Here is a 22,431-nt window from a genome sequence, read left to right on the forward strand (position 1 = left end):
TTGTGGTAGGTCTCGTGGGCTCGGTTTTGTGTATACGAGACCGGGGGGTGGGCGGGGCGGTGAGCACCTGGGTGTTACATGTTGAGGTGGCTTTTGGGCAGGAACAGCAAAGGGCGCATGGTCGTTCGGATCATTCTTGAGGTCGTACTGCCAAGCCAGAAGCGGTGGGCTCGCGAATGACTAAAAGCGCCCATGACCAGCAGATCGATATTGTGCTCGGTCTGATAGGCCTGTAGGGCGAGATCCACTTTTCCGTCGCAGATAGCTGTCCGAACATCACGCCCGGCTGCCTTCAGAATGGCTCCCGCTGAATCGAGTTGCTCTAGGTTCTTAGGCGTTTTGGCCGCAACCATGACGAGATGTGCCGCCAGATTTGTGAGTACTGGACTGGTGGCCAGCATTTCCACTCCCATGTGCGTGACTTCGCTCGCGTCATACGCGAGCATCAGGCTTCGCGGAGCCTTGAAGGTGGTTGGGGTGACCAGAATAGGTTTGTGCAAAGCATGGATGATCTTTTCGAGCTGGTTGAGGAGCGGGTAAAGCGAGCTATGCTTTCCCATCACTAACCAGCGCATGTCATTTTCCATCTCTAGCAACCGGCACAAGAGCTCTCCGTTTTTTTGGTGCAGCTCCGGCTTCATCACGCCATCAGCAATCGCGCGTTCCTGTGCGTTTTGCAGCATCAGGTAGCCTTGTTTGAGTGCCCGCTCATGGCGCCGTTCGTCCAGCGTCATGCTGTCCAGCATGTGCGCTAGGCTACCGGGTTGAGTTTCCATACAAGGGGGGTGATTTACAACATTCAGGAGGGTCAGCGGAAGGCCGAAGTTGAGACTGGCCCACGCGGCGTAGTCGCAGACGGCCGGGGACGCGTTCGTGTTATCGATACAGGCTAATATGCGGGTCATTCATGGCCTCTTCTCAGCGAACTTGAAGAGCCTGTCAAGATCACGTGGGCTATAAACGAAAGTGCTTGTCTCGGAAGGGATCGCTTTCCACCCGGCTCGTCACGTTGGTATAGATAAACTTGATCAAGTGCCAGTATAGCAACGTCTGAAGAACTTCTTAGCAGGCCAGTCTAATCAAGAGGTGATGCCGGTCATGTGTGAGGTGTACTGATGCACCGCCAGGAACCCGCTGGCGTTGAGTGCCCCGCGACGAAGGCTAAGGCAAAACCACGATGCCCGGTTTGCGTCTGTTGTCCGTCGTCGGCCAGTGAGGCTTCTCGCATATTTGATAGGTATTCATTCACCAATGTATCAAGAGCGTGAAGCGCAATATGGCCAACCGATAAGGCTTGTCTGGCATCAAGCTCTCCTCGCGAGATTGATCTTGCTGCTCATTGATCCTTTGAGCTGTTCGCGAGTGCGTTGGCTGCAAACCTCGCAGGAGGTCACGCAGCCTCGGCTTTATTGTGTCAGTTCAAAGCGGGTAGTGCTTCGGATAGGGCAGTTGTGCAACGCCGGTGTCGACAGCGGCCTTGGCTACTGCACCGGCTATTGCTCCGAGTAGGCGAGCATCGAGGGCCTTGGGGAGGATGTAGTCGCGTCCGAACTCAAGTTTGTCGATATTGAACGCTTTCAACACTTCCACCGGGGCCGGCTCTTTGGCCAATTGGCGCAGCGCTTCAACCGCCGCGATCTTCATCGCTTCGTTGATCTGCTTCGCGCGAACATCCAGGGTTCCACGGAAAATGAATGGGAAGCCCAGGACATTGTTGACTTGGTTCGGATAGTCGGAGCGCCCGGTCGCCATGATCAAGTCGTCGCGTGTCGCCATGGCCAGCTCGTAATTGATTTCAGGATCCGGGTTCGAGCAGGCAAACACGACTGGATTGGGGGCCATCGCTATCAGTGCTTCCACCGGCAGAAGGTTGGCCCCGGACAGTCCTATAAATACATCGGCACCTTGGATGGCGTCCATCAGCGTACGAGGGCCACCGTCGTTCACAAATTGTTTTTTGTACTGATTGAGGTCTTCACGTGCAGAGTGGATAACACCGACGCGGTCAACCATGTACAGGTTGCTTTGTTGGGCGCCGAGGCTGAGTAGCAGGCGCATGCAAGCCGTGGCCGCAGCTCCGGCACCGAGGCAGACGATTCTCGCGTTCTCTAGGGTTTTGCCCTGAATCTCCAGTGCGTTCAGCATGCCGGCGGCAGTGACGATAGCGGTGCCATGCTGGTCGTCATGGAACACCGGGATGTTGCATTGTTCGATCAGCGCTTCTTCGATCTCGAAGCACTCAGGGGCTTTGATGTCTTCCAAGTTAATGCCGCCAAAGGTATCGGCGATGCGCACGACGGTGTCGATAAAGGCTTGGGAGCTCTCGGCATTGACTTCGATGTCGATCGAATCGACTCCGGCAAAACGCTTGAACAACAGAGCCTTGCCTTCCATAACTGGCTTACTGGCCAGAGGGCCAAGATTACCCAGGCCCAGAATGGCGGTGCCGTTGGTAATGACTGCCACCAGATTGCCTTTGCCGGTGAAGCGGTAGGCGTTCTCTGGGTTCTTCGCGATTTCGCGCACAGGCTCGGCTACGCCCGGACTGTAGGCCAGTGCAAGTTGGACGGCAGTGTCTGCTGGCTTGGTCAGTACTATGCCTATTTTTCCTGGGGTTGGGAATTCGTGGTAATCCAGTGCGGCCTGCTTGAAGTCGATAGTCATGCGAACCTCTAATTAGACGTTGATTACAATCACATGCTAACATTATTATAACGCTTGGCAACCAGGGGCCTGAACTCCAGGGCAGGTTCCAAATTGCCGGCTTGAACGCTTCTGACGAATAGGTTGGTCAGCGAGTGGATCGGTTCTATTGGTGCCAAGACTTCAGGGCGGGCCTGTATTTCTGGGTCAATAGAACGCTTTATATTCTTGAACCCATCTTAGGCCACCTTGTGTGGCCTTTTTTTTGCGTACTCGAACGTCATGAATTTGGTGGTGGGAGGGGTGATGAGCTACTGACAGTCCCAAGCGGATGCCGTGCAGTGGTTCAATATGCTGGCGTGCGGAAGGGGGGGTAAGAAGGGAGGAGGCGACCTCGGTGACTACGATTGATTAATCGGGGTCGATTGCTGGTTCAGCGATTACTTCAGGCAAGGCATGCGGCGCTTCGATTCTTTCTTTGAGTGTGGCTGCATAATCCCTAGCCCTCTGCTCATCGCGAAACTGAATGTTACGGCCACCGAAGCAAACCGACCAAAGCTCTTCGCGTTGGTTAGACAACTGCTCAACCTTGACTGACATGATCAAACTCCAGAAGTGGGGCGATTAGAAGTGAACTTCGGCAGATTTGATGCCAATGTCCCGAAGCTCATGAATCACGTCATCCAGGTGCCGAAACGACTCGATTTCTTCGTTGTCATTGACCAGGAAATAACTTCTTCCCGCCTCTTTTTTAAAAAGGATGATCCACTCGTTCGTGTTGGCCGGGTTGGCGATCACGTGCGTGTCGAAGAGCATGCCTTCACCGTGTTTGGTTTTGACGTCTTCGCGTTTCATGCGGATCTCCGAGTGTGGACACATTCTGTCCACGAGTGTGATTGGGGGGCTTTCTGCGCTGAATTTTCAGCGCGCTCAGGGGCTGTGCCAAGGGTAGTTCAATGGCTTTACTGTTATCACTACATGTGAATATTATGCACATGCCAACCGACAGAGGCTAGTCATGATTGCGATACGAGAAGCGTGGAAGGCTGGTCTGTTAGCGCCCGAGCACTGGCTTCGAAATATCGTCTCTGGGGTTATCGTCGGCGTCGTGGCGTTGCCCTTGGCCATGGCGTTTGCTATCGCTTCAGGTGTCAAGCCTGAGCAAGGGATTTACACGGCCATTATCGGTGGCCTCTTGGTTTCTCTCTTTGGAGGGAGTCGTGTTCAGATCACTGGCCCGACAGGGGCATTCATCGTCATTCTGGCTGGCGTGACTGCTAAGTACGGTGTTGACGGCTTGCAAATAGCAACGATGATGGCCGGGGTGATCCTGTTGTTGCTCGGTATCACCAAGCTTGGAGCCATCATCAAGTTCATCCCCGACCCGGTGATTGTCGGATTCACCGCCGGTATCGGTGTGATCATTTGGGTGGGGCAATGGAAAGACTTTTTCGGTTTGCCGAAAATCAGCGGTGAGCATTTCCATGAGCGACTCTGGCACCTGCTCCAGGCGCTTCCCCATCTTCATGTGCCCACAACACTGTTGGCGCTTTTGAGTTTGCTGCTGGTCATTACGGCTCCCAGGATACCTGGCATAAAGCGAGTGCCGGGGCCACTGATCGCCATGGTCATTGTGACGGTCATTCAGTCTTGCTTTCAGTTTTCCGGCGTTGCGACGATTGGTAGTGCGTTTGGGGGGATTCCTCAAGGGCTGCCAACAATTGGTCTGCCTGAAATAACCATACCGCAGGTGATCGAGTTGATCGGCCCGGCGTTCGCGATTGCGATGTTGGGGGCTATCGAGTCATTGCTGTCTGCTGTTGTTGCAGACGGGATGGCGGGCACCAAGCACGACTCCAATCAGGAGCTGATCGGCCAAGGTATCGCGAACCTAGCCACTCCTTTGTTCGGTGGTTTTGCGGCGACAGGCGCGATCGCTCGAACGGCCACCAACATCCGCAATGGCGGAAACAGCCCGATTGCCGGGTTTGTCCATGCTTTCACATTGATTTTACTGATTTCTTTGCTGGCGCCTCTGGCCTCGGATATTCCGCTGTGCACTCTGGCTGCGATCCTGTTTGTCGTTGCTTACAACATGAGTGAGATGAAGCACTTCAAACGCATGGTCGAGCGTGCCCCAAAAGCCGACGTCGCGATACTTCTCATAACCTTCAGTCTGACCGTTTTGAGTGATTTAACGATTGCCGTGAACATCGGTGTCATTCTCGCCATGCTGCAGTTCATGCGTCGGATGGCGTCTTCAGTCGAGGTGCAGCAAATGGTCGAAAAAGAGCTTGAGGTTGAGTTACGGAGCAATGGGCATGTTCATCTTCCGCCTGGTGTTCTGGTTTACACCATCGAGGGGCCGCTCTTCTTTGGCGCAGCAGAAACCTTTGAGCGCGCTCTGGCTCAAACGCACACGGATCCAGGGACATTGATTATTCGTCTAAAGCGAGTGCCGTTCATGGATATAACGGGCTTACAAACGCTACTCGAAGTCATTGAGCACTTACGTAAGCGCAGCATCGTCGTAAAACTGTGCGAAGCCAACGAAAAAGTCCTTGGCAAACTGGACAGAGCAGGGATACTCCAAGTGCTTGGTTCAGAGCATTATCATGCCGACTTCAATGGTGCACTGAACAGTCATGTCGCGAGTGAGAAGCCGCCAGGCTATAGCTGAACTGGAATGCCGCAGGTAGAGCGATGAGGCTGACCCCTTTTCACGTCAGCCTATCCGCGAAAGCATTATTTAGCCGCAACTTTATTGTTTTTGGTCGAGTAGGACACGCCATGCGTCTCCAGGTAGTCTCGAATAAGCTGACGGACGACTTGTGAGGGCGTCAGATCCTGAGCTGCACAGAGCTCCTCAAGGGCTTTTTTCTTGACGGGATCAATGAGCACAGTCAGTCGTGCAGTCTTGTTTTCCATGGAGTTGCCAGAACCCTGATTTGATCAATGATAATCAAATTATAATCCCGAGGGTTTTGTTTGTCACCGTCTAGGTGTGTCAGGGCCAACTGGATTGACTGTGAACAATACTATCCGATTCAGCGCAGCCATAGTGCCCGACCACGCCCTGATAGACATACCGCAGCACATTCTCGGCGACGTAGGCAGGGCGCGCGGCTCAATCCAATTTGAGAGCTCCATAATGGCGGCCTCAAGGGCTAGCTGGTTGCTCATGGCACCTCCTAATGGGCCTCATTTTAAGGCTTGGAGGTGTCTACGAAACTAGGGGCGATTCAGTGTGCTTCCCTGTCCTCTAATTTAGCCCGGGATCGTGACTTTAAATTTCATATTGGCTTCCTCACGTACAGCGCGGTTATAACCACCTCCTCGGCTATGTCAGCCAAGAAGAGACACGCAGCAACCATGCTGAAATCACTTCTAGTTATCGCTATTGGTGCATCGCTTGGCTCCTGGTTGCGCTGACTTTTGGGCATGAAGCTTAACGTGCTGCTCTCGACTATTCCCCCTGGTGCTGTGGTGGCGATCGTGGTCGGTGGCTACATCATTGGCCTGGCAATCGCGTTCTTGGCCGCATCTCCCTCCCTAAGCCCTGAGTGGCGTCTGCTCATCATCACGAGTTTCTGTGGGTGACTTACCACCTTTTCTACGGTTTCAGCCGAAACAATTGCCCTGATTCAGGAGGGCAGACAGTTGTGAATATTACTGCAATCGACGTCCTGCTCGGTTATTGGCTTTCAGGTGACGTACCGGAACTGCTGGCAAAGCTTCCGCGCCTTGATTGGAATCTCATTGGGTTTTTTCGCGAACTGTCGTTCACCCGGCGCGAGGCCGGTATTGCCATTCGCCTCAACAGGCCTACCGCAGACGCTGCCCTGCGGATGCCCAAGATCGGGACGCTGGGTTTCACCGTGTACTGCACCAGGAACTATGCCGGTGCCACGCGCAAAGAGGGGGCGGCACTCCCCTGGCTGTCATTTCCGGACGAGTTCGGCAGGTTGATGGCAACACCGGAGACCGTGGCGTCCGGCTGTAGGCATTCCTGGACATTCTGAGTCGTGAAGAGCTTGGGGTAACAGTTTCGATGGCGCATGGGGATCCTGACATTAAGGGTCATTGCGTCCGCTAAAAATACGCGGACACCATCACCCTTAAAGCCGAGGTTCGAAGGATGTATGTCCGGAACGCTTTCGGTGATACGACTATCTCAACCGGTCGTCGAGATCGGCCGTTGTCCGTTGTGGGAGGGGTTACCATTTTTCAGAATATTGTTATGATCTGGATCAATAAAATTGTAGATATGGCAGAGCGCCACCGTTCAATTTTTTACGAAGCATTACAAATTGGGAGACCCTCATACGACTAGGGGTGACCTGATTGTATTTGGAGGGAGGCTGGGTGCTATCCGGAAAAGTGGAGCGGATAAATGCTCTGTGACACAACAAATAAACCGTCCCAGATCCATAGGAACTCAGATCGTTCTCTTCTGGCAGAGTTTCACTGGCCGCGACCGGCCGCTATAGGGTCAAACTGTGCGAAAGCATATGCACCGCTGTGTAGTGTGCGCTGCAACGTAAGATATTTCGGTGTTTGGTTAGCAGACCTTGAATTTACGTAGGAATGCGATTTTTGTTCAGATTCTGGCTTTCAAGCGTTTTCTAAAACGTTTTCACACAGCCAAGCTCGCTATTTGCCGGTCATAGTTACAAGGCGTGCTGGTCAAGTCCGATGCAAATAGATGGTCGAAAGGTATACCCGGTGATCGGGTTGCCTAGGTAAATCGACATGGGGTTTGTTGCAGTACGTGGGCTACGTTGTTGAGTTTGACTAAAGTTGTGTGATCAATCAAAAGGAGTAGTTCTTGAATTGCTTGATTTGTGGTGAGCCTGCAGCGCACTTCGATACTGTTGAATACTACAAAGAAATAGCCTGCCCAAAGTGCAGTCGCTATCGAATCGCCTGTTCGGCGGTTCCGCAGTTGAAGAAGTTTGGCTGGCCCTTCGACGTTGAACACACTAGGAAGTGGATCGAGGGACATCAGGGTACCGGAGCGACTCCAACCATCCATTCGCAGTCGTCAGATCGTGTAGCCGACGTTTAAGCGGTAGCACAGTTTTTCGCTGCCAGGTTAGTCATTGGTTCGCTGAGGGTAGATGCACTTCATACGGCGCACTCCTGCTGGTAAGTGTTCTCTGCGTCTTGGTCTGTGCTGGCGATGTACCATTTCAGCTTGCTATCTCCTCTTGATCCCTAACCGATCCGTCGTACTGGTAGCCCGGGAAGGTGGACTTGGTAACTTGGGTGAATCGCGGTCAGCCAATGTCGAATACTGTAAAGGTTAAGTCTGGCCGATCCATCAGCGCTTGGGCTTGGACACTTTGTAGTGGTCAACTAATCCCGGACGCGGCGTTAAGTTTTTTCTCGGCCTGAGCCGGGGCCAGCCCATTATTGAAGTGGTGCGGTCGAATTCAGTTGTACCGTGCATCAGGTAATGACTGATGTCTCGGTGCGCTTCTTGAGCCGTCATATAGCTCACGGTCGGTATCCATTCAGTTTTTAAACTGCGAACACGTGCTCCATCGGCGCATTATCCCAACAGTTTCGCTAACGGCTCATGCTTTAGCGCATGCGGTAATGCCAGAGCCGTTAGCGAAACTGACGACTGCCGTATTGCGAGCTCTGATCCGAGTGAAACAGCAGTCCTTGAGGCCTGTCACGCTGCTCATAAGCCATGTCCAACACCTTGATCACCAAGTCCGTGTTCGGTTTGCTCGACAGTGCCCAGCCCACAACTCGACGCGCGTAGAGATCCAGCACGACAGCGAGGTAAAGCCATTTCCCTTGAGCCCAGGTGTAGGTGATATCGCCACACCAGACCTGGTTGGGTATCGGTACTTCAAACTCTCGATTCAAGATGTTCGGAATATCCGGCCGCTCGACCGTCGCTTGTTTGTAGGCATGTGATCCACGTTGTTTGCTGACTAACGCCAGTTCCCGCATCATGCCACGCAACTTGAACCGTCCGATTTGCTCGCCATCTCCTGCATCATCGACACGATGCTACGGCTGCCGGCGGCGCTTCGACTCTGTGTAAACAGCTCATTGACTCGACTGCGTAACCGAAGTCGTTCAATGTCCGGAGTTCGACGTCTGCGTCCATGCAGCGACGCAGCACGTCATTGAACAACTAGCGAAACAGATCGCTGTTCCGGAAGCGTCTATGTCGATTTTTGGAAAAAGTAGAGTGATTGGGCACTCCATCTTCAAGGCTCAACCGGTAGAACCAGCGATAGGCCTGGTTCAGATGAGCTTCTTCGCACAATCTCCGCTCGGAGCGAATGCCACAGCAATCGCCCGCGATCAGCATGCGGATCATCAGTTCAGGATCAATCGACGGATGCCCAATCAGGCTGTAGAAATCAGCGAGGTTATGGCGCAGGTCGCTGAGGTCGAGGCGCCGATCAATGCCGCGCAAAAGGTGATTGGCGGGGATGTGGTCTTCAAGGTTGAACGAGTAAAACTGCCGCTCCTGCCCACTCGATAACTGTCCCATCATGCTGCGTGCTTCCCTGCTGGCCAATGCAGAGATTTTGCCGCAGGCCAGCAGGGGAGCTACTTTTTCAACAGAATCGACCTCTATCAGTCTTTACGGTACAAGGTGACGACGCAGGCGCCACCAATGCCGATGTTGTGTTGCAGGGCAATGCGCGCGCCCTCCACCTGGCGCTGCTCGGCGCGGCCACGCAGTTGCTGAACCAACTCGGTGCACTGCGCCAGGCCCGTCGCGCCAATGGGATGACCCTTCGATAGCAGTCCACCGGACGGGTTGACCACGTAGCGGCCGCCATAGGTGTTGTCGCCATCGTCGACAAACTTTTGTGCCCCACCCTCCGGGCACAGCCCCAGGGATTCGTAGGTCAACAGTTCGTTTTGGGCGAAGCAATCGTGCAACTCCACCACGTTCACTTCCTCGGCACCGATACCGGCCATTTCATATACTTGACGAGCCGCCGCCCGGGACATTGAGAAACCGGCTACGTCTCGCATGTCGCCTGACTTGAAGGTTTCCGCGCCATCGGTGGTCAGCGCCTGACCGGCAATCGACACGCTGCGATCCAGGCCATGCTTTCTGGCATAGGCCTCGCTGCACAGCACCACTGCAGCGGCACCGCAGGTCGGCGGGCAGGCCATCAGGCGGGTCAAGACGCCAGGCCACATCACCTGATCGGCCATAACCTCTTCGGTGGTGACCACTTTGCGGAACACCGCCTTCGGATTGTTCGCCGCGTGGCGGCTGGATTTGGCGCGAATCTTCGCAAAAGTTTCCAGAGGTGTGCCGAAGCGTTTCATGTGTTCAACCCCGGCGCTGCCGAAGATGCGCAGGGCCGCCGGGATCTGTGCAGCACCGGGGATCGCTGCGTCGCATTGATCTAGGAACAACTCCAGCGGGTTCGGACGATCCGGGAAGGCGCTGCCGATGGCACCGGGAACCATTTGTTCGAAACCGAAGGCCAGGACAATGTCCACCATGCCACTGGCGATGGCCTGGTTGGCCAGGTACAACGCCGACGAGCCGCTGGCGCAGTTGTTGTTGACGTTGATCACCGGGATGCCCGTCATGCCTACGTTATAGAGCACGCGCTGGCCGCAGGTGGAGTCACCGAAGACAAAGCTGGCATAAGCCTGCTGCACTGATTCGTAGCCGACGCCGGCATCCGTCAGGGCCAGCCGCACCGCCTGCTCGCCCATGACCGCATAGGTCTCGCTCTGCCCAGGCTTGACGAAGGGGATCATACCTACCCCCGCGATGACGACTTTCTGTCTCATGTCTTACTCCTCAGCGTTGGAAATCCTGCCGGCTCTCGGGAATTCTCCGGCAGGAAGTGCCGGGCGGCAGGCATAGAATTTCAAGGATAGGAATTGCCAAAGGCTTGTTGCCCCTCCCCATTTGGGGGGTTATGGAGGGCCTATACCCTCACTGATGGTGCGCTACGCATGTTGGTGGTGCTGCACTTCCATGCGTTGGGCTACGGTATCGTCCAGTCATTGGCGCCGAACATCACCGGAAAGAAACGCGGCCACGTCCCTGATGGGCGGGCTGCCTTCATTTGGGCGGGGTTGCTGGCGGGTTTGCCAGCGGCAATAGCCCTCGGTCTCTCGGCTGGTTGGTCGCCACACGTTGTGCTGCTGAGTGGGTTGATGATGCCATCGCACGGTGCTGTGCTTCACGAGATGGTTCTGTTGAGATCAAAAACAATCATGCTGAGTCCTTGGCTTGGAGGAGGGGGACTCGCATTAGCAGGCAAACCCGTGACAGAGTCTTTCGAGTTCTGCTTTCACGAGTTCGTATCCCGTTTTAGTGTGAGCCGCTTGCAACCGTGAGCGTTCATTAGTCCCTACGATGGGCTGATTCAGCCAATGATCGGCTTTCTCTTTGTTGCCAAAGACTCGCTCGGCTTGGTGCTGAACCAGCTCAACGTAATTCATTTTCGGGCTCCCGGGAGGCTCACCGACGTTCGTTTGGTATCAGCTGGCGGTCGACGTCGATGCTGGAGCCTTGGCGCAATATTCACGAAACACTTTGGTGCCACGTTTGATGATCAATATTGGTTTAATCATGTAGCGATAGCTGACGAACATATTGAGCGCGAGCCAACCCAGCTGGTAGGTCGAGCCGTGAAATCCTCCATGGTGTGTGCTGTTTTGTCAAAAGCCGTAGGCAACGAAAATAGTAAAAATGGCGACCGCCAGCCTGGGTGATAGATACGCCCCATTTGTACTGAAAGCGTCAATGCCCCGAACTTTGGCTGGCTCATTTCGGTCGATTGAACACGAGCTGTCTCTACGCAGCTGAGATAGTTGATGTGCGATAGCCGACGCTCAAGCACATGTTTTTCAGGCACAACTATAAAATGGTGACCGCGATGAATTGTCTGATCTGTGTCGGTGCTGGCAGACCAGGATGCTCTACGATGAAACCACCTATTTGAATGCCTTGAGGAGGCGCGGTTCACCGCTCCTGAAGAACCTCGATTTTGGTTGACTGAGTTCCTCAGGGCGTGAAGCTGCCGGTCAGTAGCGGCAGAGTTCGGCTATGGATTCGCCGGTCGATGAAAGTGACCCACATCAACGAGCGACCTGCAAACACCTTGAGCGAGTAGAGCAACGCTGCCTCGAGCTACGCCCCGGAGCCCCCATTGCGCATACAACCACTGTTTACCCAGCAGGAACGTGGCCGAGAATGTAAGGCCAAAACCGACGGCAATAACCATCCGATCGAACACCAGCGCATCCGCATCATCGCGGCGTTGTGAGCGGAAGGTTCGCGTAATCGACGACGCAATACCTCCACCAATCGCACCCGTCGAGCTCCTCTGCATCAGCATGATAAGCGGAACCCCCCGCGCCATCGCCGCCAAGCTTTCCGACAAAAGTTTCAATAAGGCGGGCAGAGGTCTGCACTACCAGCATATTGACGCGGCCAGTCGCAGCTTGGTTGGTTAGATAGGCGCTTCTAAAAATAGACGTATGCGCGGATCAGTCGCAGTCATAGTTGTCTCCTTGTACGTTGTTTAGATCTTACCTCCATTAGATAACTGGAAATGCAAAATTAAAATGCACCGTTTGAATATCATCTATTCACATTGTTAATGCATGTGTTCTGAATCTAAATTTAAGGTAGTAAATTTTCAGGGTTGGCTGATTTTTTTATTGTTTTTTTACTATAAAGTAGGGCGCCATATTCGATGTTGGGGCGCTTGCAGTAAACACCACCGGAGGTGAAAGTGATCAAGCATATAAACCTACTCCCGGCGAGTCATTAAAACGCTGGATATTGCACGCGAAACAGGGAAGTAATTCGGGAGATATCCAGGGCGGTGACTGAGGTCAACGAAAGAACTTGCTGATCGTTGCAGCTTCAGAAAAACAGGCTCAGGTCGCCCGACCCGTGGTTCAGAACCTGATAAGCATCAAGATTTGTCCTAAAAGTACATAGGTCATGATGTTATTTTTAGAGTAAAGTTGATTTTCGGCAGCTTTTAATTGTGTCACTGCTTGATGGAAGGTTCTCGGCGATTAGTAATTGCTCTATAGTTAATCTAAATCTCCGGTGAGGCTCGCTCCTTGAAATTTAAGTATATTGAAGCTGGTGTAATCGTGATCATGTTGGTGGCTCTAGCTGTATTGATTACGAACGAAATTCTTATAATAAAATCTCTTTCTGATATTGATCATCTCGAATGTGATCCTTTACAAGGATACGAGAAGGAACAGTGCATCAAACAGTTCGAGCGCAAGATCAGCGACATCGATGAGGTGCATTCCGATACTTCGCAATAGCGCAGAGAGCTAGGCTTCAGAGTTCCTCCGGCGTCATCAGCACCGCGAGCGTCATTTTGATGAACTCTTCATTGCGGTCAATTGCTTCTAGGGCGCCGCGCACGTTGTCGGCGACTTCAGCTGAGCCGCGCTGCTCGACCCAGTTCGTGAGCTCCATGATGGCGGCTTCCAGGGCGAGCTGGTTTTCGTTGATTTTGTATAGCAGGGAAGGGAGCAGGTCTGAGTTCGGCATCGAGAGTCCTCCATGGAAAGAAAAGCAGAGCTGCTTTAATACTTCACGGATCGGGTGGATTTTTGGTCTGGCTGGCAGTGATCGACCCATAGCGGAAAATTAGGTCTTGAGTAAGCGGACATTCAACCACAAGTTGTGCGTGTAGCTGCACCTCGGTGCTTACTTTCCTATGCGCCTAAACTGGAGACTTTCCGATACGAGTTGAATCAAGAAGGGTTTAATGCGCCGGCCGTCTTCGCTGAGCGACACAGCACCGCTTCCTTCGGGAGAGCAGGCATAGCCTACATATCCGTTTTTTCTCTCAAATAGTAAAATTTTTCTGTCAACGAGCGATGAGACTAGATTGGATTCACGTATCCGTCCGTCTATATAGCTCTTGGAAAGATGACCCCAAAGCGGACTGCTGCTTGGAGCAATCGGGCCGATACAAGCCCCGCTACTTTCAATTCCGTCCGGCCATTCGAGAAGAAACTTAACGTCGGAAGTGGTCAGGGAGGAAAGAAGCTTCGAGAGAGACTCATCGGGTGGCTGAATTTCCTTCGAGGCGCTAGGTGATAACCTTACTTCAAGGGTGCCAAGCTTCAACTCACTTATAGAAGCTCCTGAGTTGACCGTGTTACGCAGCAACCCGCTAATGGGAGTGTAGAAAGTCAGGACAAGAAATACGATAACGACGGGCCATATCGCTGCCTTGGCAAGGTCTATCCATCGCTTTGATTGTTCCGATTGCGGCTTCTCTGAGGTCATGGCAGAAGAGCTCGTAAGTATGTGGGCTAACCATATGTTCGAACAGCAATTCTGCTGTATAACTCCGGCCGCCGCTGGATACCACTTCGGCTCGAACCCCATGAAAAGTGGCGTCCTACCAGGGGCTGGAAGGATTTTATGCGGTTCTCACCCTACTAAATCTGGATAAAAAACAGCAGATCCCCAATAGCACCTAGCATACATGAGAAGGACGGGAACGGCTGCTTTTGGCACGTCTGACTGAACTGCCGCTCATGGCCGTTCGCTGCTTATCGTGAAGAGCTGCATCCGACCCTTAGCTGCCCTTCGCGTAAGACTGCGATCGGCGAAAACTTGCCCACCGCAGTTAGATTGGCTCTGATGCGACACTATTGCGCCCACTGAGCATCGTGAGCGCATGCCCCAGGTGCAACGTCGGTCCGCGTAAGCGCATGGAAACGGCCCAAATCGAATTGGTTCATGAGCATACTCGGTATAAATCACCTGATATCGGGGCAAATAACTGCTGTTCCGAACTTCAACCGATTTTGCGCAATGCACCTTGCCAGTATTTTTCGCGTACTTGCCGGCGTAGTACTTTGCCTACTGCTGAAGTAGGTAGTTCATCGACAAATACCAACGACTTGGGCGCTTTGTAGCCACCCAATCGCGCCCGTGTATGGGCAATCAAGGCCTCGGCGCTGACGGTCTCACCTTTGCGTAAAACCACTTCGGCATGAATGGCTTCACCCCATTCCGCGTGAGGAATACCGACTACGGCAGCCATCATTACAGAAGGATGCGCCGCTAGTGCCGCTTCGACCTCTACCGCGTACACATTGAAACCGCCGCTGATGATCATGTCCTTGAGGCGGTCGACGATGTACAGGTAGCCATCTGCATCAATGTAGCCCAAGTCCCCGGACTTCCATGCGCCGTCCTCGAACTCTGCCACTGTCGCTTCAGGATTCTCATAGTAACCCTTGATAATGGCTTTGCAGCGGATGCGAATTTCACCGGTTTCGCCATTGGGCAACGGGTTTCCCTGCGCGTCTGCAATGAAAACCTCGACCCCGGGCGTTGGACGCCCGGCGGATGACAAGTGTTGCAATGTTGTAGCGCTATCCGGTTGGTGGGCGGCCTTGTTGAGCGTGGTTATCAGCATCGGGGATTCGGTGGCGGCATAACCTTGAGTAAAGATTTGACCGAAGCACGCCACCAGTTCCCCGAGTTTGTCAGGGCTCATCGGCGCTGCGCCGTAGATCAGTGTGGTAAGCGAAGAGAAGTCTTTTGGATCGCTTCGCTGCAACTCCAGCAGTCGGTAGAGCACGGTGGGCACCAGGAACGAATGAGTGACCCGTTCATGCTCCACCGTCCGCCGCCAGCTTTCCATGTCCAGGTGATTGAGGGTGATGTTGGTACCCCCGGCGTAAACCGTCGGGATGAACTTCATCAGCGTCCCGTGGGATAACGGCGAGACGTGCAGCAATCGCGTCGTACTGGAGAACCCCAGGTCGGTATTGATGAACGCTGCATCGCGACACGCCATCCAGTTGTCGATGGAGTACATGGCGCATTTGCCCTTGCCGGTGGTACCGCCGGTGAAGCGCAACATGCAGATATGCTCGTCGGTATCGAGATTCACCTCGTTGTCGAGATCGCAAGCGGCCTCCACCAGCGGCCAGAAACTGTGCACGCCGGGAAGGGCGGCTTGTTCGGCGGTGGGCGGGTCCATCACGACCACCTCGCATCCGCGATGGCGCAGTATCTCGTAATAGCTGTCCAGAAGGCGGGTCTCGAGAAACACGATCCGCGGCTTGACCAGGTCGATCTGGCGCGCATGCTCGTCGAGCGCATCGCGCAGATTGGTCATGACCACCGTACCTTCCTGCTTGAAGGTGCTGGGAAACATCATCAGGCTGAGGTTGTCATTTTCCAGGATGAGCATGAAGCGCTCACCCGCGCGCACCTTCAATGTGGTGCGCAGCACATCGGCGATGCGATTGCTCAGCAGATGATATTGCGCATAGGTATAGCGTCGATTGCGCTCGATGTTGACGATTGCCTCGTGATCGCCATAACGCAACGCCAGCAAACGCATGATCCGGCAAAAATTCATTTTCATGGTTGATTGCTCTGATGGCTCAAGAAGGTCGCAGCGTGGTTTAGCGAGCGCGCATTCGCGTTGCGCCATCAAGGCGAATGGTTTCGCCGTTGATGTAGGCGTTCTCGATCAGGAAAGCGCAGCAATGAGCAAACTCGCGGGTGTCACCCAGGCGCTTGGGTGCTTCCATTTGTTCCTTTAGCGAGTCGAGGATCTTTTCCTCGAGCCCGGCGACCATGGTGGTGAGGAACAGCCCCGGAGCGATGGCGTTGACACGTACCCCGACGGCACCCAGTTCGCGCGCGGCCGGCATGTTCATACCGATCACGCCAGCTTTGGTCGCGGAGTAGGCGCATTGGCCAACCTGGCCTTCGTACGCGGCGCCTGACGATACGTTGATCACCACGCCGCGTTCTTCGCCGGCTTCGGCGTCATTGCGGGTCATGTATTCAACACACTTGGACATGACGTTGAACACGCCATTGAGATTGATCGCGGTGGCTTGGGCAAACCGCGCCAGCGGTGCGGCCTTGCCTTCCTTACCCAGTACTTTGAAACCGGTTGGCACGGCAGCGCCGTTGATGCACACGTGGATGGCACCAAACCGGGCCATGACCCTATCCACGGCATGTTGAACCGAGGCTTCGTCGCTGACGTCGGTCTGGACGAATATTGCCCGGTCCGCGCCAATTCTGGCGACAGCAGCCTCACCGGCTTCGACGTTGAGGTCGAAAATCGCGACGAACGCAGCTTTCTCCTCCACCAGATAATGAGCGGTTGCCAGGCCCAGGCCCGAAGCGCCACCGGTGATGACCACGACTTTGTCTTGAATACGCATGAAAGTGTCCTGTTCGTTGCCCGACCACCAAGAGGCCGGATTGTTATTGTTGGGTGTCGAACCTTGAGCCGATCAGAACGCGTTGATCCCGGTCAGGGCGCGGCCGATGATCAGTTGCTGGATTTGCGTGGTGCCTTCGGGGATGGGGACGACGATCGCCTCACGAGCCAGTTTTTCGACGAGGAAGTCGGTGGTGACACCGGCACCGCCATGGATTTGCACGGCTTGTCGGGCAATGGTGACCGCCGCCTCACACGCGAAGTATTTGGCCATCGCAGCTTCCATTTCGGCTGGAATCCCGGCCCCAATCATCTCGGCGGCGCGGTAAGTCAACAGCCGGGCCGCATCAACCCGGGTAGCCATTTCTGCGAGCATCGCCGAGATCAATTGATGCCCGGCGATCAGCTTGCCGTGCTGCTTGCGTTCCTTGGCATAACGCACAGCTTCTTCCAGGGCACGGCGGCCGATACCCAGGCCTTGCGCCGCGACGAACACCCGGGAGCGTTCGAACAGCGACAGGGTGTTTTTCAGCGCTTCGCCTTCGTTGCCGATGATGTTGCTGGCCGGCACCCGTACATCGTTGAGGAAAATTTGTGCAGTGGACTGGCTGTTCCAGGCAATCTTGTGAATGTTGCGCACTTCATACGGGTGCTCTTTGCGGTCCAGCAGGAAGTGGGTGAGCCCCTTGCGTGGATCGTCGCTCGTACGGCAGGTGCAGATCAGGAAGTCGGAGTAGGAGCCATTGCTGATCCAGGTCTTTTCACCATTGATGATGAAATCGTCGCCGTCACGTCGGGCCCGGGTTTTGATTTCCAGTACGTTGGAGCCGACGTCAGGCTCCGAAATGGCAATGCTGGCAAACAGGTCACCGCTGATCAGGCCGGGCAGGTAGCGGTCACGCAGATGGTCCGGCGCCAATTTTTCCAGTATCTGCGCGCCAAAGGAGTTGATCACCACTGGCGACGACAGGTCGACCGAGCACGCCGCCACTTCTTCGAACAGCATGATCAGGGTCGGCCAGTCCAGGCCCAGACCGCCGCGGGCTTCGCTGACCGCGCCGCTAATCATGCCGAACTCGGTGAGCTGGCGCATGATCTCGGCCATTTTCTCCCGGGGGATGAACTTGTCGCGGTACTCCTTGTTGAATACCGGGTCGATCTTATCGGCCAGGAAACGACGGAAGCTCTCGACCGCTTCCAATTGCTCCGGGGTGCGCATGACATGTCCCATGGGGGCTCCTTAAATGTTCTTGTTGGCGAGAATGTTGACGGCGACGACGGCTTCTTCGATGCCGAACAGACCGCCGCCGTTTTCCTGTATGGCAATGCGTGCGCCTTCGACCTGACGCTTGCCAGCTTCGCCGCGCAGTTGCGTGACCAGCTCATGAAGTTGCGCCAGGCCGGTGGCGCCAATCGGGTGCCCTTTGGATTCGAGGCCGCCGGAGGGGTTGATCGGCATGCGACCACCGACAGTGAAATCACCGCGCTCGGCCGCCGGACCGCCTTCGCCGAAAGGCACCAGCATCAACGATTCGGCATTGATGATTTCGCCAATGGCCGAGGCGTCGTGTACTTCGGCGACGTCGACATCGGCCGGAGCGATGCCGGCCTGGGCGTAGGCTTTTTTCGCCGCCAGGTGCGCAACGATTTTTTCCGGCTCGTCGAGGCCCCGACTGGTGCCGGTTTGCACCACACTGGCCAATACACGCACGGCGCGCTCGCCGGCATTTTTCAAGCGCTTGAGCCCATCGGCATTGCACAGCACGACAGCGGCGGCACCGTCGCTGATCGGCGAACACATCAAGGTGGTGAGCGGGTAGCAGATCGGCGGTGACGCCAGAACCTCGTCAATGCTGAAAGCCTGCTGGAACTGCGCGAGCGGGTTGTGCACCGAGTGCTGGTGATTCTTTGCCGCCACCGCGGCAATCTGCCGCTGAGTCGTGCCGTAGCGCATCATGTGATTGCGGCAGATCGCCGCGTACACGTCCATGAACACGCTGTAAGGGCGCTCGGACACTGTGCCCGGCGGCGGCACGATGCCTTCGCCCATGGCCAGCAAGGTACGTTTGTTCTGCTCGACGGTGGAGACGTCCCAGCCGCCATCGAACACCGCGAACATCCGGGCCTTATCGGCAATATTCATCTTCTCGGCACCCACCGCCAGGGCGATGTTGCACTGACCGGCGCGCAACGCCAGGATGGCGAGGTTGAAGGCAGACGAGCCGGACGCGCAGGCGTTTTCCACCGTGAACACCGGTACACCCTCGATGCCGAGACGGCGCATGGCAATCGGTCCGGGAATGGCGGTCTGCCCCTGCAAAATGCCGTTGGTCATGGTGCTGTAGTACACCGAACCCAAGTCGGCGGTGACGGCGCCGGCATCCTTCAGGGCCAGGCTGACAGCTTCGCCAACCAGGTCGTGGACGCTGCGTTCGAGCAAGCGACCGAAGGGGGTCATGCCAACGCCCACTACATAAATATCGTTCATGTCTGTTCCTGCGAAGTCGGAAAATAGGCGGCCTAGCGGCCCTTGAAGTTCGGTGCGCGTTTTTCGCCAAAGGCTTGCAAACCTTCCTGGAAATCGGCGGTGCGCAAGTGTTGGCGCAACATCACCTGTTCGTGCTGCAGGGCATCGTCGCGAGACTTGTCGGCAGAGGCGCGGGCCACCTCTTTCATGCGCCGCAGTGCGATCGGGCTCTTCTTGGCAATGTGCTGGGCCAATGTCAGTGCGGCGCTGGCTAATTCCGTATCGCTGTGGACTTCGCACACCAAGCCATAGACTTTCATTTCAGTGGCCGACAGGGATTTGCCAGTCAGCAGCAGGTACATCGCCATGTTCAGCGGGATCAGGCGTGGCAGGATCGCCGCGCCGCCCGCACCGGGATAGACGCCGAAGTTGGCATGGGCGTCGGCCAGGGTGGCCGATTGCGCTGCCACCACGATGTCGGCGCACATCGCCAGTTCGAGGCCACCGGCCATGGTCACGCCATTGAGGGCCGCAATCACTGGCTTTGGGAAATTGCGCAGTTGACTGAAGACCTGGTTGGCACGGTCGAGAAAATCAGCTTCACCGGCGGCCAGGCTCGCGCCGGCCAGCACTTCCTTCAAATCGGCTCCGGCGCAGAAGGCAGGGCCGTTGCCGGTGAGAATCACTACCCGCAACTCGTCATTGCGGGCAATGTCTTCGAGGCAGTGTTCCAGCTCGTCCAGCGTAGCCAGGTTCAAGGCGTTCATGGCCCGTGGCCGATTGAGCGTCAGGCGCGCTACCGGGCCGACGATTTCATACTGCAAAATTTCTTCACTCATGACAGCTCCCCGTTATTGTTGATCGCGCTGATGGCGTAGCGGATGAGCTGATACTAGGAATACCGTCGACACTGACGCAGGTCCTTGCAACGAAAGCGCTTGTCCGTTGAATGCGCTGAAGCACAGCAGCCAAGGCGCAGCGTTCGCCAAAGACCGGAAAAAGGGTTCAGATGACTGGCAGGGCGCGGAGGCGTTGCGCACCATCGGTGCGCATTACCATCAGACTCAAGGAATCCCATGGCCAGCAGTGAACACCTCGACACCCATGTGACCATCGCCCGAATGCAGGAGGTGCTGGCGCGCCAGCAAGCCGCGTTCATCGCCGAAGCGCCGCCATCGGCAGCGTTGCGCATTGATCGAATCGATCGCCTCATTGCTCTGTTACTGGACAACCGACAGGCATTTTGTGCAGCGCTGGCAACGGACTTTTCATGGCGATCCCACGACCAGTCATTGATGAGTGACGTGCTGTTGCCGGTCGCCGGGCTCAAATATGCGCGCAAGCATGTGCGGCGCTGGATGAAGCCTGAGCGGCGCAGCCCGGAAATGGGCGCCGGGTGGTTGGGCGCCAAGGCCGAAATCCATTTTCAGCCATTGGGCAGCATCGGCATCATGACGCCATGGAATTTTCCGCTGGCCATTTCGCTCGCGCCTTTGGCCGAAGCCTTTGCGGCGGGCAATCGCGCGATGATCACGCTGTCGGAGTTCACGCCCGCCACCGCAACCCTGCTGATTGACCTGCTGGCTCGACACTTCGATGACACCGAGGTGGCGGCATTCGTCGGGGGTGCCGACGTTGGCGCAGCCTTCAGTGCCTTGGCGCTGGACCACATCATTTTCACTGGCAGCCCCAGAGTAGGGCGCCTGGTAATGGCGGCCGCAGCGCAGAACCTGACGCCGCTGACCCTGGAGCTGGGCGGCAAGTCACCGACCATCATCGGTCGTGGCGCGGACCTTGACGATGCGGCACGGCGTATCTGGGGCGGCAAGGGCATCAATGCCGGACAGGCCTGTATCGCCCCGGATTACGTGCTGGTGCATGAAACGGAACTCGAGCGTCTGCTGACCAGCATGCAAGTGGAACTGGGCAAGATGTTCCCGACCCTGCGTGACAACCCCGACTACACCGCCATCGCCACACCCGGCCAGTACCAGCGCTTGCAAGCTTGTCTGGCGGACGCCAGGGCCAAGTGTGTGCGTTGCATCGAAGTCAATCCTGGTCAGGAGCCGCTCGCCGACGTACGCAAGATTGCGCCGACAATACTGGTGGAACCGCCCGAGGACACCCTGGTGATGCAGGAGGAGCTGTTCGGACCGCTTTTGCCGATCCGTGTCTACCAATCCATCGATGAAGCCATCGCCAACATCAACGAGCGGCCGAGGCCATTGGCGTTGTACTACTTCGGCAATGACCGTGCCGAATCGAAAAAGGTACTTGAACGCACGTCCTCGGGCGGGGCCTGTATCAATGAGGTCATGCAGCACATTTTTCAGAGCGATCTGCCCTTCGGTGGCTGCGGAAACTCAGGGTTCGGGCGCTATCGCGGCGGCGATGGTTTCAAGGCGTTCAGCTTGCAGCGCGCCATCTACACCCCCCCCTGCGTGGACGTCATGGGCCTGCTGCGACCTCCTTATGGCAGGCTGTTTCGACGGGTGATGAAGGCTGTGTTGAAACCTTGAATCGAGTGGTCCGCAAACTGGAGGCAGGCCTGTGAACGGTGATATCGATGAGTGGGGCCGACGGTTGATCCATCGGCGCACGGTGATCTGCAAAGGATTCTTGCGAGCCGACGGGTTGTGGGATATCGAAGGCCGGCTTGATGACAGCAAGTCTCATCCGATGACGCTGGTTCAGGGGCGAGTAGTGTCGGCGGGTGAGACTTACCATGGCATGTTGATCCGTCTGACCCTGGACGATGACTTCATCGTGCATGAAGTGCAGGTGTCCATGCCCCATGTACCTACCAGCGAATGTCGCGGTGTTGTGCAGGCTTATCAGTCATTGATCGGCGAGCGGATTGGTCCGGGATTCTCGCGCCGTATCAAGGAACTGTTTGGCGGTGTCGGTGGTTGCGTGCATTTGACGGAGTTGTTGTTGCCAATCGCTACCACCGCGTTTCAAACCATCCCGATGGCGCGGGCAACAGTGGCGCCACGTACGACGGCGGATGCCGAGGCTTTTGATAAAGCCGCCAATGGTTTGATCAACAGCTGCCACGCCTTGCGTGAAGATGGCCCTGTGGCCTTGATTCTTAAGAGTTGAAAGGCAGGCTCG

19 protein-coding genes and 4 pseudogenes are annotated in these 22,431 nt (G+C 55.6%); 7 read left to right on the top strand and 16 right to left on the bottom strand.

Translation table 11 applies throughout. The features are described 5' to 3' along the window. Positions 1-74: 74 nt before the first annotated feature. The 4 genes from HNQ83_RS22360 to HNQ83_RS22375 form a co-directional block, all read right to left on the bottom strand. The gene (locus HNQ83_RS22360) at positions 75-905 is read right to left on the bottom strand and encodes a universal stress protein (protein ID WP_175390945.1); all 831 of its coding nucleotides are present in this window, start codon (positions 903-905) and stop codon (positions 75-77) included. Positions 906-1,419: 514 nt separating this feature from the next. Further along, a complete protein-coding gene (locus HNQ83_RS22365; protein ID WP_175390946.1) occupies positions 1,420-2,664 on the bottom strand; it encodes a malic enzyme-like NAD(P)-binding protein in 1,245 nt (414 codons plus the stop codon). Positions 2,665-3,054: 390 nt separating this feature from the next. Beyond that, entirely contained in the window at positions 3,055-3,243 is a 189-nt protein-coding gene (locus HNQ83_RS22370; protein WP_175390947.1) for a hypothetical protein, read from the bottom strand. A gap of 24 nt (positions 3,244-3,267) precedes the next feature. Continuing rightward, positions 3,268-3,498: a hypothetical protein gene (locus tag HNQ83_RS22375; protein ID WP_175390948.1), complete on the bottom strand. Its 231-nt coding sequence runs from the start codon at positions 3,496-3,498 to the stop codon at positions 3,268-3,270. Between the two features lie 163 nt (positions 3,499-3,661). Here HNQ83_RS22375 and HNQ83_RS22380 point away from each other — a divergent pair, with 163 nt between their 5' ends. Then, positions 3,662-5,323, top strand: a complete 1,662-nt coding sequence (locus HNQ83_RS22380) for a SulP family inorganic anion transporter (RefSeq protein WP_175390949.1) — start codon at positions 3,662-3,664, stop codon at positions 5,321-5,323. A 65-nt stretch (positions 5,324-5,388) separates the two neighbouring features. Here the strand turns inward: HNQ83_RS22380 and HNQ83_RS22385 are convergent, their stop codons facing one another. After that, complete coding sequence (locus tag HNQ83_RS22385; RefSeq protein WP_175390950.1) at positions 5,389-5,571, bottom strand: ribbon-helix-helix protein, CopG family; 183 nt, start codon at positions 5,569-5,571, stop codon at positions 5,389-5,391. Positions 5,572-6,015: 444 nt separating this feature from the next. Between HNQ83_RS22385 and HNQ83_RS31290 the strand changes: the two are divergent. Together HNQ83_RS31290 and HNQ83_RS22390 are read left to right on the top strand one after the other, a co-directional pair. Then, a pseudogene (locus HNQ83_RS31290) lies at positions 6,016-6,306 on the top strand (fluoride efflux transporter CrcB); the annotation flags it as partial. Next, a complete protein-coding gene (locus HNQ83_RS22390) occupies positions 6,306-6,665 on the top strand; it encodes a hypothetical protein (RefSeq protein ID WP_175390951.1) in 360 nt (119 codons plus the stop codon). The pseudogene HNQ83_RS31290 and the gene HNQ83_RS22390, both read left to right, overlap by 1 nt. 1,332 nt (positions 6,666-7,997) lie before the next feature. Here the strand turns inward: HNQ83_RS22390 and HNQ83_RS22395 are convergent. From HNQ83_RS22395 to HNQ83_RS22405, 3 genes and pseudogenes are all read right to left on the bottom strand, one after another. Beyond that, positions 7,998-8,771 (bottom strand): annotated as a pseudogene (locus HNQ83_RS22395) (IS3 family transposase); the annotation flags it as partial. After that, a pseudogene (locus tag HNQ83_RS22400) lies at positions 8,714-9,166 on the bottom strand (transposase); the annotation flags it as partial. The pseudogenes HNQ83_RS22400 and HNQ83_RS22395, both read right to left, overlap by 58 nt. An 83-nt stretch (positions 9,167-9,249) precedes the next feature. Further along, on the bottom strand, positions 9,250-10,437 hold the full coding sequence (locus HNQ83_RS22405; protein ID WP_175390952.1) for a lipid-transfer protein: 1,188 nt from the start codon (positions 10,435-10,437) through the stop codon (positions 9,250-9,252). Between the two features lie 195 nt (positions 10,438-10,632). Between HNQ83_RS22405 and HNQ83_RS22410 the strand changes: the two are divergent. Next, positions 10,633-10,815: pseudogene (locus HNQ83_RS22410) on the top strand (MFS transporter); the annotation flags it as partial. 90 nt (positions 10,816-10,905) lie between these two features. Here HNQ83_RS22410 and HNQ83_RS22415 read toward each other — a convergent pair. Beyond that, complete coding sequence (locus tag HNQ83_RS22415; protein WP_175390953.1) at positions 10,906-11,097, bottom strand: MbcA/ParS/Xre antitoxin family protein; 192 nt, start codon at positions 11,095-11,097, stop codon at positions 10,906-10,908. On the opposite strand from HNQ83_RS22415, the gene HNQ83_RS22420 reads away from it, so the two are divergent. Continuing rightward, positions 11,029-11,370 (top strand): hypothetical protein, encoded by a 342-nt coding sequence (locus HNQ83_RS22420; protein WP_175390944.1) that lies wholly within the window; start codon positions 11,029-11,031, stop codon positions 11,368-11,370. The genes HNQ83_RS22415 and HNQ83_RS22420 overlap by 69 nt on opposite strands. A gap of 1,597 nt (positions 11,371-12,967) precedes the next feature. On the opposite strand, the gene HNQ83_RS22425 is transcribed toward HNQ83_RS22420, so the two are convergent. The 7 genes from HNQ83_RS22425 to HNQ83_RS22455 form a co-directional block, all read right to left on the bottom strand. Further along, the gene (locus HNQ83_RS22425; RefSeq protein ID WP_175390954.1) at positions 12,968-13,183 is read right to left on the bottom strand and encodes a hypothetical protein; all 216 of its coding nucleotides are present in this window, start codon (positions 13,181-13,183) and stop codon (positions 12,968-12,970) included. A gap of 159 nt (positions 13,184-13,342) precedes the next feature. Then, positions 13,343-13,930 carry a hypothetical protein gene (locus tag HNQ83_RS22430; protein ID WP_175390955.1) on the bottom strand — a complete coding sequence of 196 codons (588 nt, stop codon included), beginning with the start codon at positions 13,928-13,930 and terminating at the stop codon, positions 13,343-13,345. A 517-nt stretch (positions 13,931-14,447) separates the two neighbouring features. Next, complete coding sequence (locus HNQ83_RS22435; protein ID WP_256669125.1) at positions 14,448-16,103, bottom strand: class I adenylate-forming enzyme family protein; 1,656 nt, start codon at positions 16,101-16,103, stop codon at positions 14,448-14,450. Further along, positions 16,075-16,851 (bottom strand): SDR family NAD(P)-dependent oxidoreductase, encoded by a 777-nt coding sequence (locus tag HNQ83_RS22440; RefSeq protein WP_175390956.1) that lies wholly within the window; start codon positions 16,849-16,851, stop codon positions 16,075-16,077. Before HNQ83_RS22440 ends, HNQ83_RS22435 begins: the two co-directional genes overlap by 29 nt. Before the next feature lie 72 nt (positions 16,852-16,923). Continuing rightward, on the bottom strand, positions 16,924-18,081 hold the full coding sequence (locus tag HNQ83_RS22445) for an acyl-CoA dehydrogenase family protein (protein WP_175390957.1): 1,158 nt from the start codon (positions 18,079-18,081) through the stop codon (positions 16,924-16,926). 9 nt (positions 18,082-18,090) lie between these two features. Beyond that, the gene (locus HNQ83_RS22450) at positions 18,091-19,338 is read right to left on the bottom strand and encodes a thiolase family protein (RefSeq protein WP_175390958.1); all 1,248 of its coding nucleotides are present in this window, start codon (positions 19,336-19,338) and stop codon (positions 18,091-18,093) included. Positions 19,339-19,370: 32 nt separating this feature from the next. Further along, the gene (locus HNQ83_RS22455) at positions 19,371-20,156 is read right to left on the bottom strand and encodes an enoyl-CoA hydratase/isomerase family protein (protein ID WP_175390959.1); all 786 of its coding nucleotides are present in this window, start codon (positions 20,154-20,156) and stop codon (positions 19,371-19,373) included. Positions 20,157-20,393: 237 nt separating this feature from the next. On the opposite strand from HNQ83_RS22455, the gene HNQ83_RS22460 reads away from it, so the two are divergent. Together HNQ83_RS22460 and HNQ83_RS22465 are read left to right on the top strand one after the other, a co-directional pair. Continuing rightward, complete coding sequence (locus tag HNQ83_RS22460; protein WP_175390960.1) at positions 20,394-21,836, top strand: coniferyl aldehyde dehydrogenase; 1,443 nt, start codon at positions 20,394-20,396, stop codon at positions 21,834-21,836. A gap of 31 nt (positions 21,837-21,867) precedes the next feature. Continuing rightward, positions 21,868-22,419: a DUF2889 domain-containing protein gene (locus HNQ83_RS22465; protein ID WP_175390961.1), complete on the top strand. Its 552-nt coding sequence runs from the start codon at positions 21,868-21,870 to the stop codon at positions 22,417-22,419. The last annotated feature ends 12 nt before the right edge of the window (positions 22,420-22,431 follow it).

It is taken from the genome of Pseudomonas sp. C2B4 (genome assembly GCF_013359695.1).
Taxonomy (GTDB): domain Bacteria; phylum Pseudomonadota; class Gammaproteobacteria; order Pseudomonadales; family Pseudomonadaceae; genus Aquipseudomonas.

Bases quoted from the DNA above. Each gene is read 5' to 3' on its own strand.
- HNQ83_RS22425 (WP_175390954.1), bottom strand. From the start codon at position 13,183: ATGCCGAACTCAGACCTGCTCCCTTCCCTGCTATACAAAATCAACGAA.
- HNQ83_RS22415 (WP_175390953.1), bottom strand. From the start codon at position 11,097: ATGAATTACGTTGAGCTGGTTCAGCACCAAGCCGAGCGAGTCTTTGGC.
- HNQ83_RS22370 (WP_175390947.1), bottom strand. From the start codon at position 3,243: ATGTCAGTCAAGGTTGAGCAGTTGTCTAACCAACGCGAAGAGCTTTGG.
- HNQ83_RS22375 (WP_175390948.1), bottom strand. From the start codon at position 3,498: ATGAAACGCGAAGACGTCAAAACCAAACACGGTGAAGGCATGCTCTTC.
- HNQ83_RS22365 (WP_175390946.1), bottom strand. From the start codon at position 2,664: ATGACTATCGACTTCAAGCAGGCCGCACTGGATTACCACGAATTCCCA.
- HNQ83_RS22380 (WP_175390949.1), top strand. From the start codon at position 3,662: ATGATTGCGATACGAGAAGCGTGGAAGGCTGGTCTGTTAGCGCCCGAG.
- HNQ83_RS22445 (WP_175390957.1), bottom strand. From the start codon at position 18,081: ATGGGACATGTCATGCGCACCCCGGAGCAATTGGAAGCGGTCGAGAGC.
- HNQ83_RS22455 (WP_175390959.1), bottom strand. From the start codon at position 20,156: ATGAGTGAAGAAATTTTGCAGTATGAAATCGTCGGCCCGGTAGCGCGC.
- HNQ83_RS22405 (WP_175390952.1), bottom strand. From the start codon at position 10,437: ATGAGACAGAAAGTCGTCATCGCGGGGGTAGGTATGATCCCCTTCGTC.
- HNQ83_RS22360 (WP_175390945.1), bottom strand. From the start codon at position 905: ATGACCCGCATATTAGCCTGTATCGATAACACGAACGCGTCCCCGGCC.
- HNQ83_RS22435 (WP_256669125.1), bottom strand. From the start codon at position 16,103: ATGGCGCAACGCGAATGCGCGCTCGCTAAACCACGCTGCGACCTTCTT.
- HNQ83_RS22440 (WP_175390956.1), bottom strand. From the start codon at position 16,851: ATGCGTATTCAAGACAAAGTCGTGGTCATCACCGGTGGCGCTTCGGGC.
- HNQ83_RS22460 (WP_175390960.1), top strand. From the start codon at position 20,394: ATGGCCAGCAGTGAACACCTCGACACCCATGTGACCATCGCCCGAATG.
- HNQ83_RS22430 (WP_175390955.1), bottom strand. From the start codon at position 13,930: ATGACCTCAGAGAAGCCGCAATCGGAACAATCAAAGCGATGGATAGAC.
- HNQ83_RS22385 (WP_175390950.1), bottom strand. From the start codon at position 5,571: ATGGAAAACAAGACTGCACGACTGACTGTGCTCATTGATCCCGTCAAG.
- HNQ83_RS22420 (WP_175390944.1), top strand. From the start codon at position 11,029: ATGATCGGCTTTCTCTTTGTTGCCAAAGACTCGCTCGGCTTGGTGCTG.
- HNQ83_RS22450 (WP_175390958.1), bottom strand. From the start codon at position 19,338: ATGAACGATATTTATGTAGTGGGCGTTGGCATGACCCCCTTCGGTCGC.